The sequence below is a fragment of the Ligilactobacillus pobuzihii E100301 = KCTC 13174 genome (genome assembly GCF_000349725.1).
Classification (GTDB): domain Bacteria; phylum Bacillota; class Bacilli; order Lactobacillales; family Lactobacillaceae; genus Ligilactobacillus; species Ligilactobacillus pobuzihii.
The window spans coordinates 134,785-149,122 of the sequence record NZ_KB714697.1 but is presented as its reverse complement, the minus strand read 5'-3'; the positions used below and the strand labels follow the sequence as shown (position 1 = coordinate 149,122).

Below are 14,338 nucleotides of genomic sequence, written 5' to 3'. Positions count from 1 at the left end.
TCTCCCATATTGAAATACTAATTTCAACATACACAAAAAGAGTCCGACAAAATTAAGCCGAACTCTCTCATAATTAATTTGAAAGTAACTCTTTAACAGTTGAGTTAACTAGTTTACCATCAGCTTGGCCTTTTACCTTTGGCATTACAGCACCCATAACCTTACCAAAATCACTAGGTCCTTTTGCATGGACGTCTGTAATCGTTTCGGCAACGATTTGTTTGACCTCATCGCTACTAAGCTGAGTAGGCATATAGCTTTCAACAACCTTGATCTCATTTTGGAGCTGTGCAACTGTATCAGGACGATCCGCTGCTTCATACTCAACCAATGAATCTTTGCGTTGTTTAAGCTCACGCGACAAAACGGCAACTTCTTCATCCGAGGTCAAATCATGCCCCAGATTAATTTGCTCATTTGTTGCTGCAGATTTCAGCATCCGGACAGTACTTAATTTTTCCTTATCCTTAGCCTTCATAGCTGCGATCATATCTTTTTGCAGTGTTTCTAACAAACTCACTACATCTGCCCCCTTAGGACTTTAGAAACGACGTTTGTTTTTACGTTTTCTAGCTGCTTCAGATTTTTTCTTACGCTTAACACTTGGCTTCTCGTAGAATTCACGTTTCCGGTATTCTTGTAACGTACCTGTTTTGGAAACGGTACGTTTGAAGCGACGAAGAGCGTCATCAAGAGATTCGTTTTTACGAACGACTGTCTTTGACATGATGTTTTCCCTCCCTCCGAGCTTAAAGTGTAACCGTATAAAATTGCATAATGTATCAATACAAACTTAACAGTTCCTTATCATTATACATAAACATAAAATAGGCGTCAATATCTATTAAAGTCTAATTACAAATTTTCCACTTATTTAGCTAATTAAGAGACCTTTTTAGTAAATCTTTGTTCTCATCTATATCTCTGGTCAATTTTTATCAATATTGTTATTTTACTAATACACTCCTGTACAGCTCAAAATCAATCAATGGTTTTATTCATTTAATTTAACAGGTATAATTGAAATAAAGATAATGGTGATCGTCCAGCTTCAGCCGCCTAATTATACGAGGAGGAATTTAGATGCCAGAAAAGAAAAAAACAATTATATTTGTCATTTCGGATTCAATCGGTGAAACTGCTTATAATTTAGTACAAGCCACTGTCGCTCAGTTTCCAGAAGTTGATTTTGAGATTCAACAATACCCCTTAGTCAGGACATCTTCTTTATTAAGTGGGATCTTAAAACGTGCTAAACGGGTCAACGCAATTATCGTACACACTTTGGTGTTAAAAAACTTATCTGAACAAATCGATAAATTCTGCCAGGAAAATTCACTCCAATGTCTAGGAGCACTAGAACAACTATTAGACATGCTTGAGCAACAAACTAAAGTTGCACCACGACTGGAAGCTGGAATGAATCATCATACTGACAAAGATTACTTTAAACGGATAGAATGCATGGAATTCGCGGTTACTTACGATGATGGTAAAGACCCCAGTGGGTTTACGCAAGCAGACATCGTTTTATTGGGAGTTTCACGGACTTCAAAAACCCCGCTTTCATTATATTTAGCTAATAAAGGATATAAAGTCGCCAATTTGCCGCTCGTCCCTAAAACCAAAATACCAGATGAACTTTATGAGATAGATCAACGTAAAATTTTTGGCTTAACTAATGATCCGGCGATTTTAAATTCGATCCGCCGCCAACGGATGGTCGCCTACGGTTTGGATCCTGATTCACACTATTCCAACTTAGGTAATATTAATAATGAATTGAACTTCGCACAAGAATTATATCGTAAACTTGGCTGTTTAGTGATCAATACTGCAAACAAATCGATTGAAGAAACAGCCACCTTAATTATTGAAAGTTTAAATGAACAGCAAAATTCAACTGAATAAAAACCTTAAAAGCGCCGCAGATACACGTAATTTTCGTGTTTGTGCGACGCTTTTAATAATTCACAATTTTCCTTGAGCGGTATAAATTAAATCTTTCAAATTTGGCTCAAATTTTTGGCTTTTAAACATTTCGATCTCATATGCATACGGAGCAAACTTATCATTTTTCTGTGGACCAACATAAGGAGTTTCCATTATTTTTGGAATATCTACTAACTGCGGGTGATGAACTACCTGGTTCAAAGCAGCAAATCCGACCGTACCACAACCGATATTTTCATGGCGGTCTTTGTGGGTGCCACGCTCATTTTTAGAATCATTAATGTGCAAAACTTTCAAGCGGTTCAAACCAATAATATGGTCAAATTCATTCAAAACACCATCAAAATCATTTTTTATATTATAACCAGCATCATTAGTATGGCACGTATCTAGGGTAATCGAAATATGCTCATTTTTTTGACTTCGCTCAATGATTTGTGCTAATTGCTCAAAAGTTTTGCCCACTTCAGTCCCCTTGCCTGCCATTGTTTCTAATGAAATTTGAACATCACTACTAGGATCTATTGCTTCATCTAGCCCTCGTGCAATATTTTTAATAGCAACATCAGTACCTAAACCAACGTGACTGCCTGGGTGTAAAGTAATTTGTTTTGCACCTAAAGCCTGTGCCCTTTTGATTTCAGCACGCAAAAAGTCAACGGCAAATTCAAAGTTTTGTGGCTTTTTTGTATTACCTAAATTAACAATATATGGAGCATGGATCACGATGTCTTTTATATCTTGTTCTTGCATATACTGATGCGCAGCCGGAATATTCATTTGAGAAACATCTTTTCTCTTCGTATTTTGCGGTGCACCTGTATAAACCATAAACGTATTGGCACCATAACTAGCTGCCTGATTGGCTGAACCTAACAACATTTCTTTTCCACGCATATTAACATGACATCCTAATCGCATCATACATCGCTCCCTTAAATCAAGATACTTTCAGTAATTCAATTTTAGTTACCATAAAAATAATTTTCTAAAACTCTTTGGACAGAATTTCCATCATTTTCCTTATTCCACAAATGGTTAAAGGCAGTAAAATCTGTTGGCTGTAACGGGGCTAATAAAAGCTGCTGAAGTTCTTTTGCACTGTAAACTAACTCGCCGGGGATCCATTCATTAAAATCTTTTTGTAAACCCACTATCTGTGCATACTTTTCAAAATCATAACAATAAAAAATAATTTCTTGAGCATTTTCTAAAAGTGTATAGTCAAAAATCACTGAAGAATAATCAGTGATCAAACGTTGAGTAACTAATAATAACTCATCAGTGGTAAAATCATCGACCCAGACAACATGTGCTAAATTTTGCTGTTTCAGTCTTTTTACTTCATCATTATTCTGCGGATGTAATTTCATGACTACTACTTGATCATCATTTAATTGGTCCAGCATCGTTGTGAAATCTTGTGGTAATTCAAAATATATTTCACCTGTCAATGTTTCACGATACGTTGGTGCATATAAAATGACTTCCGCATCCCGCAATTCAGGATGTTGACTATAAATTTGTTTACGTTTTTGTGCTTTTTTTTCATTAGAAAAAAGAAGATCTGTACGCGGATAGCCTAGAATATTAATTTTTTCAGTTGGTTGATGATAACTATTACAAAAAACCTCACCCATTTTTGCAGAACCCACTACAAAATCATCAAATTGGTCATAAACTTTTTGAAAACGTTTTTTGTCACTCAGTGACCTATCCTTAGTCCGCGGCTCTTCCCAACCAAAAGTTTTAACTGCGCCGTTAGCGTGCCATAATTGTACAATACGTGTCTGCTCATGATCCAGTACACAGCCACCCAGAAAGGCGTAATAGTTATCAGCAAAAATCAAACGCGCTTGCACCACACTTTTTAACTGATGAATTAAAAAGGAAAAACCGTCTGAAAATTCGACACATTTAATACCATGCTCTTGCAATTCTACAACGCTTCGCTGACAATTTGGACGATAAAGCACCGTTAAATGCCCGCCTGGCTCCTGTTTGACACGTTGTGCTAGACGAATAATAAAATTTTCATTACCAACAAAACTCATCAAATAAACTACACTGCCGTCGACATTATGCCAAAATAGTCTGGCAAGACAAGATATTAGCCATAAATAAATAGTTTTGAACATTTGTTAAAGATACATCTCCGATCATTAAAGGTCTGGTTCATAAAAATGCCCCATGATATGAACGTCTTCGGCAATACTGACAAAAGCATGAGGGTCAGCTTCTTGCATTGCACGCTGGAGTTCTGGTTGTTCATAACGCGAGATAACTGTAAACAAGATTGTTTTAGCATCATGCTTATACGCACCCTCTGCTCCGTGTACGATCGTAACCCCCCGTCTCAACCGAGTTTGTAATGACTCGATCACGCTATTAGGCGAAGATGTTACGATCATGACTTGCATTTTTTTCTGGCGTGTATAAACCATATCCATAACTTTAGCGTTAACAACTAAACCTAAGGCTGAATAAAAAGCATAAGGCCAACCAAACATAAAACCAGCAGCGAGCACTATAAATCCGTTAAAAATAATATTGATCGTACCGATTGATTTACCAGTGTGCTTTTTGATCACTAAACCTAAAATGTCTAAACCACCAGTCGAAATTCCGTTTTTTAATGCCATACCTGTCCCAAAACCATTAACTGCACCACCAAAGATGGCACAAATAATAGGATCGCTAGTCAAATTTATTGGATGCATGACTTTGATCATAATACTGGAAAAAATAACCGCAAGGAAAGTAAAGATACTAAAGCGATGGCCAATTTGTTTCCAAGCAACACCGAATAAGGGCAAATTCAAAGCAAATAACCAAAAAGCAGTTGTTAAAGAGAGCGAATTGTTTTTACTAATAGTTGCAAGTAACTGTGCTAAGCCTGTTATCCCTGAAGAATATATATGTCCCGGAGTCCAAAAAAAGTTCATTGCGACCGAAACGATTATTCCGTACATAAATGCGCTCGAAGCTCTCATCACATACGCATGTCTTTTCCATATCTGCTGCAGCTCATCCATTTTATATAAATTTCTCCTTTTTGTTTACTGGTAATGACCAGTAGGATCAATATTTCTTAAATTAAGTACTTTTATTATAACAATCTATATCAAGAATTACCAAAGGCTTAATTAGACTAAATTTGCAACGCAAAAAGATCTGCTTTGAACCAATCACAAGCAGATCTTAAAAAATTATTCTTCTGATTTATTTGCCTTGGCATCAGCTGGAATCTCAGGTTTGAGATATAATTCGTCCAGTTGCTTACCTGAAACAAAGCTAGGAGCATTGGTTAGCGGTTCGGATGCCTTAGAATTTTTCGGATATGCAATGACTTCACGTATGTTATCTTTACCTGACAGCAGCATCGCGAAACGATCCAAGCCTAAAGCCAAGCCGCCATGAGGTGGAAAGCCATAATCTAAGGCTTCCATGAACCAGCCAAACTGTTCTTCAGCTTTTTCTTTAGTAAAGTCTAAAGCTGTAAACATCTGCTCTTGAATATCACGACGATGAATACGGATCGAGCCTCCACCAAGTTCATATCCATTTAAGACAATATCATAACTTTGTGCGTGGCACTTATGCGGATCCGTTTTAAGTAATTCAAGGTCTTCTTCATTTGGCATTGTAAACGGATGATGTGCAGCAATATAACGACCAAAATCTTCACTATATTCAAATAACGGCCAATCAACGACCCAGATAAAGGCAAATGCTGATTTGTCGATCATATCCATTTCTTTAGCGATCGAAGTTCTTAAATATCCTAATGCATCTGCGACAACTTGGCGCTTATCGGCAACAAACAAGATAAGATCCCCTACATTTGCTTTTACTGCACTAGTAATACTATCTGCCTTATCATTAAAGAATTTAGCGATTGGACCTTGCAAGCCATCTGCAGTTACTTTGACCCAAGCTAAACCTTTGGCACCAAAACGTTTGATATAATCTTGTTTAGCATCGATCTGTTTACGCGAATAGGCTTTAGCGCCACCAGGAACAGCAATCGCTTTAACCTGACCATCATTTTCCAAAACAGAATCAAACACTTTAAAACCAGCACCCTTAACAACAGCGGACATATCGTGTAACTCCATGTCAAAACGAATATCTGGTTTATCTGAACCAAAACGATCCATAGCTTCATTCCAAGTGATACGAGGGATCGGTGTTGTAAGTTCAAAATCGACCGCTTCTTTCATAACTGCTTTCAATAGACCTTCAGTCATTTCTTGAATCTCTTGTGCCGTCATAAAGGACATTTCTAAGTCGATCTGTGTAAATTCAGGTTGACGATCACCACGCAGATCTTCGTCACGGAAACAACGAGCGATTTGATAATAACGGTCAAAACCCGCACCCATTAACAATTGCTTGAATAATTGAGGCGATTGTGGCAGAGCATAAAAATGTCCGGGATACACACGCGATGGTACCAAATAATCACGTGCTCCTTCAGGAGTAGATTTAGTTAAATAAGGCGTTTCAATATCGACAAATTCATTGCTATCTAAATAACGATGCACAGCTTGAGTGATCTTGTTTCTGATCAATAATCCACGTTGCATTTCTGGCCGTCGTAAGTCTAAATACCGGTATTTGAGACGTAGATCGTCAGAAGCATTAGTATTATCTTGGATATAAAATGGTGGAGTCTTTGATTTATTTAAGACGTTGATTTCGTGAACTTCGACTTCGATTTTACCAGTCTTCATGTCCGAGTTGATCGCACCATCAGCACGTGCAACCACTTTACCTGAGATTTCGATCACGAATTCGCCACGTAAAGTATCGGCAACTGCTAATGCATCTGCATTAAATTCTTGACTAAACACTAATTGAACGATACCTTTACGGTCTCTAAGGTCTATAAAAATTAAGTTTCCTAGGTCGCGTCTTTTTTGAACCCACCCCTTTAAAACAACTTCTTTACCTAAATACGACTCATCAACTGATCCCGCATATGTTGTCCTTTTCATATCTAATTAATTCTCCTTTTCGTCTAAAACTGATTTAGCTTGAGCAAAATCAGTATATATTTGCGACAACCCAACTGACTCTTGTTGACTAGTACGCATGTCTTTCAAATTTACTTTTTGTTGATCTAATTCTTCTTGGCCGATCGTCAACGTATAATTAGCATTAGCTTTATTAGCCGCTTTAAATTGGCCTTTCGGTTTTTTATTCAAATAATCACGTTCAGCACTAAACCCTTGTTGTCTTAACGCTTGAACTATTTTTAGACTTTCAATGTCTGCTTTTTCGCCAATGCCAACGACATAAACGTCTAGATCTTGTTGTTCGCTTAATTCAATGTCTTCAGCATCTAAAATCAACAACAAACGTTCAACTCCCAGGCCAAATCCAACTCCTGGCGTTTCTGGTCCGCCTAATTGTTCGACTAAACCATTATAACGACCACCAGCACAAACGGTTGTCCATTTACCGCCAAAAGCCTTGGAATCAGACATAACTTCAAATATTGTATGATTATAATAATCTAAACCACGAACCATATTTGAATCGATTTCGTATGGAATTTCAAGTGCATCTAAATACTGTTTAACTAATGTAAAATGCTTTGTTGCATCTGAAGTTAAATAATCTAAGATCGAAGGTGCTTCTGCCACAATTTTTTGGTCATTTGCATCCTTACTATCTAAAACACGTAGAGGATTCTTATGCAATCTTTCTTTTGAATCTTTGGAAAGTTCTGCTTCGTGCGGTTCCAAAAAGTCTATCAAAGCCTGTCGATAATTTTGGCGCGATTCATTGTCACCTAAGGTATTTAAACTGAGTTTTAAACTATGCAAACCCACACTATTCAATAAGGCCATCGCAAGTGAAATGACTTCAACGTCAAGTGCTGGTGAATCAGCCCCGAAGGCTTCAACACCGATTTGATGAAATTGACGTAATCTCCCGGATTGTGGACGTTCATATCTAAACATTGGTCCCATATAAAAAGTTTTAAAAGGTTTTTGAACTTCCGGACCGTATAATTTATTTTCTACGTAAGCTCTAACAATACCTGCCGTTCCTTCTGGACGTAATGTAATGTGACGATCACCTTTATCATAAAAATCGTACATTTCTTTGGTCACGATATCTGATGTTTCCCCTGATGTTCTTGAAAAGACATCAAAGCTTTCAAACATTGGTGTTCTCATTTCTTGATATCTATATTTTTCGAACACCTCACGTGCCCGACTTTCAACCGCAGACCATTGTTTTGCTTCTTTTGGCAAAATATCCGCAGTACCCTTTGGACGTTGATATCTCATAATATTCCTCCTATGATTTAAAACTCAATTTAATGGATATTTAACCTTTGATTTACCCACCATTATATTACTATGTGAAATTTTATTTTCACAGCATGTATTCGATCTAATTACAACACTATATAAAATAATATTTATATACCTTTAGAACAACACATACAAAAAGCCCCTGCCAAGTAAAAAACTTGTACAAGGGCGCAGGTATGCACGGTACCACCTTAATTTATCACTTTGCGATAACGCTGCATGCGGTATGTTACCATACACCTTAAAAGTGTCTTCATTTATTGAACTTGACGGGCTTTACAGCAAATACGTCCGCTCTCTAACAAGTTCATTCAAAATTACTATTCTTCATCAACGGCTATTTTTTAGTATACAAACAATAAAAGTTAAAATCAAGCCGTTTTCTAGATTTTTCACTAAAAGCAAATACAAATACTTGTTTGTTTTTCACAATAATAGTAAAAAAATGCTTACTTTATCTGTAAAAAAAAACAAAGTCTTGTATAATTGAATTTGTGTAAAAAAGTATAGCTAATTAAGTGGATGGTGGAATTAATGTATGAAGTCAAACATGGGAAACGTGTCCCATTAAACAAAATCATTTTAATCGGAATTATTTTAGCTTTATCTGGGATCTTAGTTTATCGTACCTTTTCTTACTTCAAACAAGTTGAGATACAAACAACACAAGCAGTGATCAAAAAAGGGCCAGGAATTGAATACAAAGATAAAAAACCTTTAAGCCAAGGTGAGCGTTTAAAAGTTATTAAAACAAAATATCATTGGATGTACGTTAAAACTGATAAAAATAATTTTGGCTGGGTGGCTGATTGGATGGTTGATCCTTCCTACAAAAACCCAATTAATTCTTTAGCAGATGCAACTATCGTCCTTGACCCCGGACATGGTGGTGGCGATTCTGGTGCGGTTTCAAACTCTAATAAAGATGAAAAAAAATATACTTTACGTTACGCACGTCAAACAGCTAAGCAACTACGAGCAAAAGGTGCCAAAGTTTATCTCACACGCGATGACGATTCAACGGTCAGTTTAGCAGACCGATCAAAATTAGCTGAACAAGTCCATGCAGATGTTTTTATTAGTTTTCATTTTGATTCTGCACCTGAGAAAAATGTAGCTTCTGGATATACAACCTATTACTATAACAAGGGCCCTTCTGTCAGACTGGCCAATACGATCAATCAACAATTTAATCAGCTTGGTTTAGATAATCGTGGAGTTGATATCGGTGACTTCCTAGTTATTCGTGATAATCCACAACCAGCAGTCCTGCTAGAAATGGGCTACATTAATTCCGAACGAGATTTCGAACAGATCACCTCACGCAATTATCAGAGAAAAGCAACCAGTCAGATAGTTTCTGGTTTAACACAATATTTTAAGCGAGAAGAAAAATAAGTACATGAAACAAAAGATGCTTTGAAGCCGATTTGTAACGATGATTACTTTATTTTGGGTCGTAGCAAAGCGGAGAACCAGAATAAAGCAATCGTTGTTACAGTAAGGCTTCAATCCTTTTGGAACACGTTTAAGGGCCGCCAATCTACCCCAATTTAATGGGATAGATCGACGGCCCTTTTAGGATCGCACAACTAATTATATCTCAGATTCTTTCACAGCAAAACTATTTAACATGATCTAATAATTCTGCCAATGAACTGAGCTGAATTTCTGCTTCAATATGTTGTTCAGCCATTAGATCATCTGGATCAAGCAATGCTCCAGCAATGCCCGCATTGTGTGCGGCTTCGACATCTAAGCTGCGGTCACCGACCATTAAAGCAGACGAATGTAAAACAGAATTTTTTTCAATTAAATAATTCAAAGAATCCGGCGCTGGTTTTCGAGCAAAAGTATCTTTACCAGTGACTTTTCCAGCAATAAATTTATCTAAGCCATCACGTTGCAATAATTCTAGTGCTCCCTGTTTTCGATGCGTTAATAAAAAATTTTTACCACCGTGCGCTACAATTTTTTCAAATAGTTCTGACAGGCCATTAAAAGCCTGAACTTGTCCAAAATATTTCTGTTCTTGCACACGATAATCCTCACGAATTTTAGCTAATTTTTGAGGCGAAATGTTGAATTTTCGCTGATGATACTTGAAAGCTTGCCCTAATGAAGCTAACCGCATCAGTCGATAAGCTTCTGAGAGAGTAATTTGATAATCAGCTATCGACCATGCTTGACAATAGGCTTTGGGCATGATCTGATAAGTATCATATAAAGTCCCATCAAAGTCCCAGAAAAAATTATGATATTTCATTCGTAAAATCCTTTCATGCTAGACATATATTATGCATGGATCCAATCAACAGCAACGTTCATTGCTAAACGACACGAATCTGTTTTATCTAATTCGTTTTTTAAAACAAAGTCATGGATCGTCCCTTGCATCCTAATTTGGGCAGTTTTGACATGAGCATCGCGAATCTTTCTGGCTAGAGCCTCTCCTTCATCTCGAACCACATCGGCCTCTGCAGTAATAATTAAAGTTTCGGGCAAAACTGACATTTCTTCTTGAGTGGCCAATAAAGGTGAAAAAAGTGCTTGCTTACCATCTGTATCTATACCTAAATAATGATCCCAGGCCCATTTCATTTGCTCACGGGTCAAATAATATCCCCCCGCAAAACTAATGTAAGAAAATGTGTCAAAATTGTAATTTACTACCGGATAAAATAAGAGCATTTTATAGACTTTAATTTGTCGTGCCTCTGCTTGTAGTTCTAGGGACACCGCTAAGCCCCCTCCAACATCATCGCCACCTAAAATCAAACGATCAAGGTCTAAGTTATATTTGACTGCCATGTTAGGTAAATTCCTAAAAACAGCTAATAATTGTTGTAATTGCTTGGGCGCCTGTCTTTCTGGCGCCAGGCTATACTCTGGAAAAACCAAACAGACACGACTACGTACAGTTAATTCACTGACCAATTTATGATAACTTTGTTCATCTCCGGAAATAAACTGGCCTCCATGAACGTAAAAAACGACTGGCAATTTTTCATCTTCTTTCACATCTGACGGAAAAAGAAAATGCACATTGATTTGGCCCAAATCTGCACCTAGATCAAAGGACTCACACTTCATTTTTACATCATGCAAAAAAACTGGTGATTTTTGTTCGAGTGCTAGTCTTTCGCGGATAACATTGATCGTGATCATAGTTGGGACAAAACCTCTAGTATTAGCATTTTCACAAACATGTCTTGCTGAAGGTTCTAAAGAAATTAAAGACATAACATTACTCCTTGCTGCTGTTTGAAAAAGACAAATTTAAACTAGAACCGTTTTTTAGTTATTTAAAGTTCAGCCGTATCATAGATAATTGTGACCGGTCCGTCATTTTGGAGACTAACTTGCATATCTGCACCAAATTCCCCGGTCTCAACATTCAAACCAAAGTTGCGTAACTGTTGATTGAATTGCTGATAATTTTCTTCGGCCAACTGCGGTGTTTGTGCCTTTGAAAAGCCTGGTCTATTGCCCTTTCTCGTATCTGCATACAAAGTGAATTGAGAAATCGACAAAATACTGCCACCAACTTGTGCTAGACTTTGATTCATTTTACCATCTGAATCACTAAAGACCCTTAATTTGGCAATTTTATTCGCACAATAATTAATTTCTTTTTCGCCATCGCCTTCAGTGAAACCCACTAACAAAACAAAACCATGGCTGATTTGACCAACCACTTTTTGCTTGATCACGACCTGAGCTTCTTTACTTCTTTGTACGACTACTCGCAAAAAACAACATTCCCTTCAAGTAATATTTAATGAATAACTCTTTTTACTACATATACATCTGCTACACGTTTAATATTATCGATTAGGCGTTGCAACTCGACTATATTACGTACCCCAACCGTAATATTCATAATGGCCATTTTATTATTATCAACACGTCCATTGACTGAATTCAAATTCTTAGTTGAATTATTGACCATTTGTAAAATATCATTCAAAAGACCTGAACGGTTATATCCCTCGATCTCTAAGTCAGTGTCATAATATGGATGTTCTTCAGGGATATTATTCCAGGAAACATCAATCAAACGTGTGCCATTTTTTTCTTCGTTCTTAACATTCGGACAGTCTACACGATGAACGGACACTCCACGCCCTTTAGTAATATAACCGACAATTTCATCACCAGGGACAGGATTACAACAGTGACTCAGACGTACCAACATATTATCTATGCCTTCTATAACCACACTGTCGTCTTTTCCAGTTTTCTTTTTTTTCTTGGGATTGCTTTTATTGTCATTGTTAATTTCTTTATGTTCTTGTAGCAGCTCTTTTTCTTGTTGCTGACGCCTTTTTTTCTCTTGTTCTTGCCTAATATTTTCAACCAAAACATTGACAACACCGATCGGCGTTAATTCTCCGAAACCAATTGCCGCATATAGATCATCCGCTGTTTTAAAATGCTTCTTTTCTAAAACACGTGTAATATTTTGTTCATTCAAAACTTCGTGGGGATCAAATCCTGCATCGGTCAGTGCATCTTGTAAAATGTTTTGGCCAGTATCAATATTTTCATTGCGGTCACGTTGTTTAAAGAAACGGCGAATCTTGTTGCGGGCTTTATTAGTGTGCACTAGGTCAAGCCAGTCTTGACTTGGACCAGCGGAATTTTGCGATGTCAATATATCAACGATATCACCATTTTTGATTTGATAATTTAAAGGAACGATCTTGCCATTAACTTTTGCTCCTGTTGTATGATGACCGATCTCAGTATGGATCGAATAAGCCATATCCAAAGGAACCGAGCCCTTAGGCAGTTCAAAGACATCACCTTTTGGCGTAAAAACATAAACTCTATCAGAAAATAAGTCGCCCTTAACACTTTCCATAAAGTCATTTGCATTTTCTGACTCATTTTGAAATTCCAAAATTTCCTTGAAGAAATTTAATTTTTCCCCTGTGTCGGTTGAATTTACGGCATCTTTTTTACCTTCTTTATAGGCCCAGTGAGCCGCAATACCATATTCAGCAACTTGGTGCATTTCTTCTGTCCGGATCTGAACTTCAAATGGCCGGCCACTTGGTCCAAGAACAGTTGTATGCAAGGATTGATACATATTTGCTTTAGGCATCGCAATATAATCTTTGAATCGCCCTGGCATTGGTTTCCATCTAGTATGGATCGCACCTAAGACTGCGTAACAATCTTTGATCGATTTAACGACCACACGGATCGCTATCAAATCATAAATCTGTTCAAACTGTTTATGCTGATCACGCATCTTACGATAAATCGAATAAATATGCTTAGGACGACCATAAATTTCGCAATCCAAATCTAAATCTGCAATTGCCTTTTTTATTTGTTCGATCACCTGATCAATATACTGTAAACGTTCGGTACGCTTAGAATTCATTAAATGAACGATCCGATAATATTGTTGCGGATTTAAATAACGTAATGAAGTATCTTCAAGCTCCCATTTGATCGTACTAATACCTAAACGATCAGCTAATGGAGCATAAATTTCAAGTGTTTCATTAGCTATCCGCCGCTGTTTATCAGGCCGTAAATGACTCAACGTCCGCATATTATGCAGGCGGTCAGCTAGCTTCACAATGATGACACGTAAATCTTGTGACATTGCTAATAATAACTTACGATGATTTTCTGCCTGTGCTTCTTGATGGGAAATATACTTTATCTTACTTAATTTAGTAACACCATCAACAATAATTTGTACGTCTTTACCAAATAATTCACCCACATCACCTAAAGTAACTGGTGTGTCTTCCACTACATCATGTAAAAATCCAGCACATACAGTAGCAGGATCCATCTTTAAATCAGCTAGGATACCTGCAACTTGAATTGGATGAATAATATATGGTTCCCCTGACTTTCTGACCTGTTCTTTATGAACATAGGTCGCAAAATCACATGCTTTTCGAACCAAAGCAACATGATCTTTATTCATATAACCTTGGCACATTTTGAGCACATCTTCTGCACTCCAAATCGTTTCTTTTTCCATAAGCATTCACCCCAAAATAAACTTAATAAGATACCCTGGC

13 protein-coding genes are annotated in these 14,338 nt (G+C 37.2%); 2 read left to right on the top strand and 11 right to left on the bottom strand.

Going from position 1 to position 14,338, the window contains the following annotated elements:
* Window positions 1-73 precede the first annotated feature (73 nt).
* Window positions 74-520 carry a GatB/YqeY domain-containing protein gene (locus LACPOB_RS0106980; RefSeq protein WP_017868114.1) on the bottom strand — a complete coding sequence of 149 codons (447 nt, stop codon included), beginning with the start codon at window positions 518-520 and terminating at the stop codon, window positions 74-76.
* 21 nt (window positions 521-541) lie between these two features.
* Window positions 542-727 carry a 30S ribosomal protein S21 gene (gene rpsU, locus LACPOB_RS0106975; protein WP_003690207.1) on the bottom strand — a complete coding sequence of 62 codons (186 nt, stop codon included), beginning with the start codon at window positions 725-727 and terminating at the stop codon, window positions 542-544.
* A 356-nt stretch (window positions 728-1,083) separates the two neighbouring features.
* Here rpsU and LACPOB_RS0106970 point away from each other — a divergent pair, with 356 nt between their 5' ends.
* A complete protein-coding gene (locus tag LACPOB_RS0106970; RefSeq protein ID WP_017868113.1) occupies window positions 1,084-1,911 on the top strand; it encodes a pyruvate, water dikinase regulatory protein in 828 nt (275 codons plus the stop codon).
* A gap of 60 nt (window positions 1,912-1,971) precedes the next feature.
* Here LACPOB_RS0106970 and LACPOB_RS0106965 read toward each other — a convergent pair whose 3' ends face one another.
* The 5 genes from LACPOB_RS0106965 to hisS all read right to left on the bottom strand — a co-directional run bounded on the left by LACPOB_RS0106965 (window position 1,972) and on the right by hisS (window position 8,258).
* On the bottom strand, window positions 1,972-2,874 hold the full coding sequence (locus tag LACPOB_RS0106965) for a deoxyribonuclease IV (protein ID WP_026142782.1): 903 nt from the start codon (window positions 2,872-2,874) through the stop codon (window positions 1,972-1,974).
* Between the two features lie 44 nt (window positions 2,875-2,918).
* On the bottom strand, window positions 2,919-4,007 hold the full coding sequence (locus LACPOB_RS0106960; protein WP_017868111.1) for a CDP-glycerol glycerophosphotransferase family protein: 1,089 nt from the start codon (window positions 4,005-4,007) through the stop codon (window positions 2,919-2,921).
* Window positions 4,008-4,115: 108 nt separating this feature from the next.
* A complete protein-coding gene (locus tag LACPOB_RS0106955; protein ID WP_017868110.1) occupies window positions 4,116-4,988 on the bottom strand; it encodes a YitT family protein in 873 nt (290 codons plus the stop codon).
* A 174-nt stretch (window positions 4,989-5,162) separates the two neighbouring features.
* Window positions 5,163-6,953, bottom strand: a complete 1,791-nt coding sequence (aspS, locus tag LACPOB_RS0106950; RefSeq protein WP_017868109.1) for an aspartate--tRNA ligase — start codon at window positions 6,951-6,953, stop codon at window positions 5,163-5,165.
* 6 nt (window positions 6,954-6,959) lie between these two features.
* Complete coding sequence (gene hisS, locus LACPOB_RS0106945) at window positions 6,960-8,258, bottom strand: histidine--tRNA ligase (protein WP_017868108.1); 1,299 nt, start codon at window positions 8,256-8,258, stop codon at window positions 6,960-6,962.
* A gap of 561 nt (window positions 8,259-8,819) precedes the next feature.
* On the opposite strand from hisS, the gene LACPOB_RS0106940 reads away from it, so the two are divergent.
* The gene (locus tag LACPOB_RS0106940) at window positions 8,820-9,683 is read left to right on the top strand and encodes an N-acetylmuramoyl-L-alanine amidase (RefSeq protein ID WP_017868107.1); all 864 of its coding nucleotides are present in this window, start codon (window positions 8,820-8,822) and stop codon (window positions 9,681-9,683) included.
* A 226-nt stretch (window positions 9,684-9,909) separates the two neighbouring features.
* On the opposite strand, the gene LACPOB_RS0106935 is transcribed toward LACPOB_RS0106940, so the two are convergent.
* From LACPOB_RS0106935 to LACPOB_RS0106920, 4 genes are all read right to left on the bottom strand, one after another.
* A complete protein-coding gene (locus LACPOB_RS0106935) occupies window positions 9,910-10,551 on the bottom strand; it encodes an HAD-IA family hydrolase (RefSeq protein WP_017868106.1) in 642 nt (213 codons plus the stop codon).
* Window positions 10,552-10,580: 29 nt separating this feature from the next.
* Window positions 10,581-11,528, bottom strand: a complete 948-nt coding sequence (locus tag LACPOB_RS0106930; RefSeq protein ID WP_017868105.1) for an alpha/beta hydrolase fold domain-containing protein — start codon at window positions 11,526-11,528, stop codon at window positions 10,581-10,583.
* Between the two features lie 62 nt (window positions 11,529-11,590).
* Window positions 11,591-12,037 (bottom strand): D-aminoacyl-tRNA deacylase, encoded by a 447-nt coding sequence (gene dtd, locus LACPOB_RS0106925; RefSeq protein ID WP_017868104.1) that lies wholly within the window; start codon window positions 12,035-12,037, stop codon window positions 11,591-11,593.
* A gap of 26 nt (window positions 12,038-12,063) precedes the next feature.
* The gene (locus LACPOB_RS0106920; protein ID WP_017868103.1) at window positions 12,064-14,298 is read right to left on the bottom strand and encodes a RelA/SpoT family protein; all 2,235 of its coding nucleotides are present in this window, start codon (window positions 14,296-14,298) and stop codon (window positions 12,064-12,066) included.
* Window positions 14,299-14,338 lie beyond the last annotated feature (40 nt).

Excerpts from the sequence above, each read along its gene's own strand:
- aspS (WP_017868109.1), bottom strand. The coding sequence starts at position 6,953 with ATGAAAAGGACAACATATGCGGGATCAGTTGATGAGTCGTATTTAGGT.
- LACPOB_RS0106935 (WP_017868106.1), bottom strand. The coding sequence starts at position 10,551 with ATGAAATATCATAATTTTTTCTGGGACTTTGATGGGACTTTATATGAT.
- LACPOB_RS0106970 (WP_017868113.1), top strand. The coding sequence starts at position 1,084 with ATGCCAGAAAAGAAAAAAACAATTATATTTGTCATTTCGGATTCAATC.
- rpsU (WP_003690207.1), bottom strand. The coding sequence starts at position 727 with ATGTCAAAGACAGTCGTTCGTAAAAACGAATCTCTTGATGACGCTCTT.
- LACPOB_RS0106940 (WP_017868107.1), top strand. The coding sequence starts at position 8,820 with ATGTATGAAGTCAAACATGGGAAACGTGTCCCATTAAACAAAATCATT.
- LACPOB_RS0106960 (WP_017868111.1), bottom strand. The coding sequence starts at position 4,007 with ATGAGTTTTGTTGGTAATGAAAATTTTATTATTCGTCTAGCACAACGT.
- LACPOB_RS0106955 (WP_017868110.1), bottom strand. The coding sequence starts at position 4,988 with ATGGATGAGCTGCAGCAGATATGGAAAAGACATGCGTATGTGATGAGA.
- LACPOB_RS0106965 (WP_026142782.1), bottom strand. The coding sequence starts at position 2,874 with ATGCGATTAGGATGTCATGTTAATATGCGTGGAAAAGAAATGTTGTTA.
- LACPOB_RS0106920 (WP_017868103.1), bottom strand. The coding sequence starts at position 14,298 with ATGGAAAAAGAAACGATTTGGAGTGCAGAAGATGTGCTCAAAATGTGC.
- hisS (WP_017868108.1), bottom strand. The coding sequence starts at position 8,258 with ATGAGATATCAACGTCCAAAGGGTACTGCGGATATTTTGCCAAAAGAA.
- LACPOB_RS0106930 (WP_017868105.1), bottom strand. The coding sequence starts at position 11,528 with ATGTCTTTAATTTCTTTAGAACCTTCAGCAAGACATGTTTGTGAAAAT.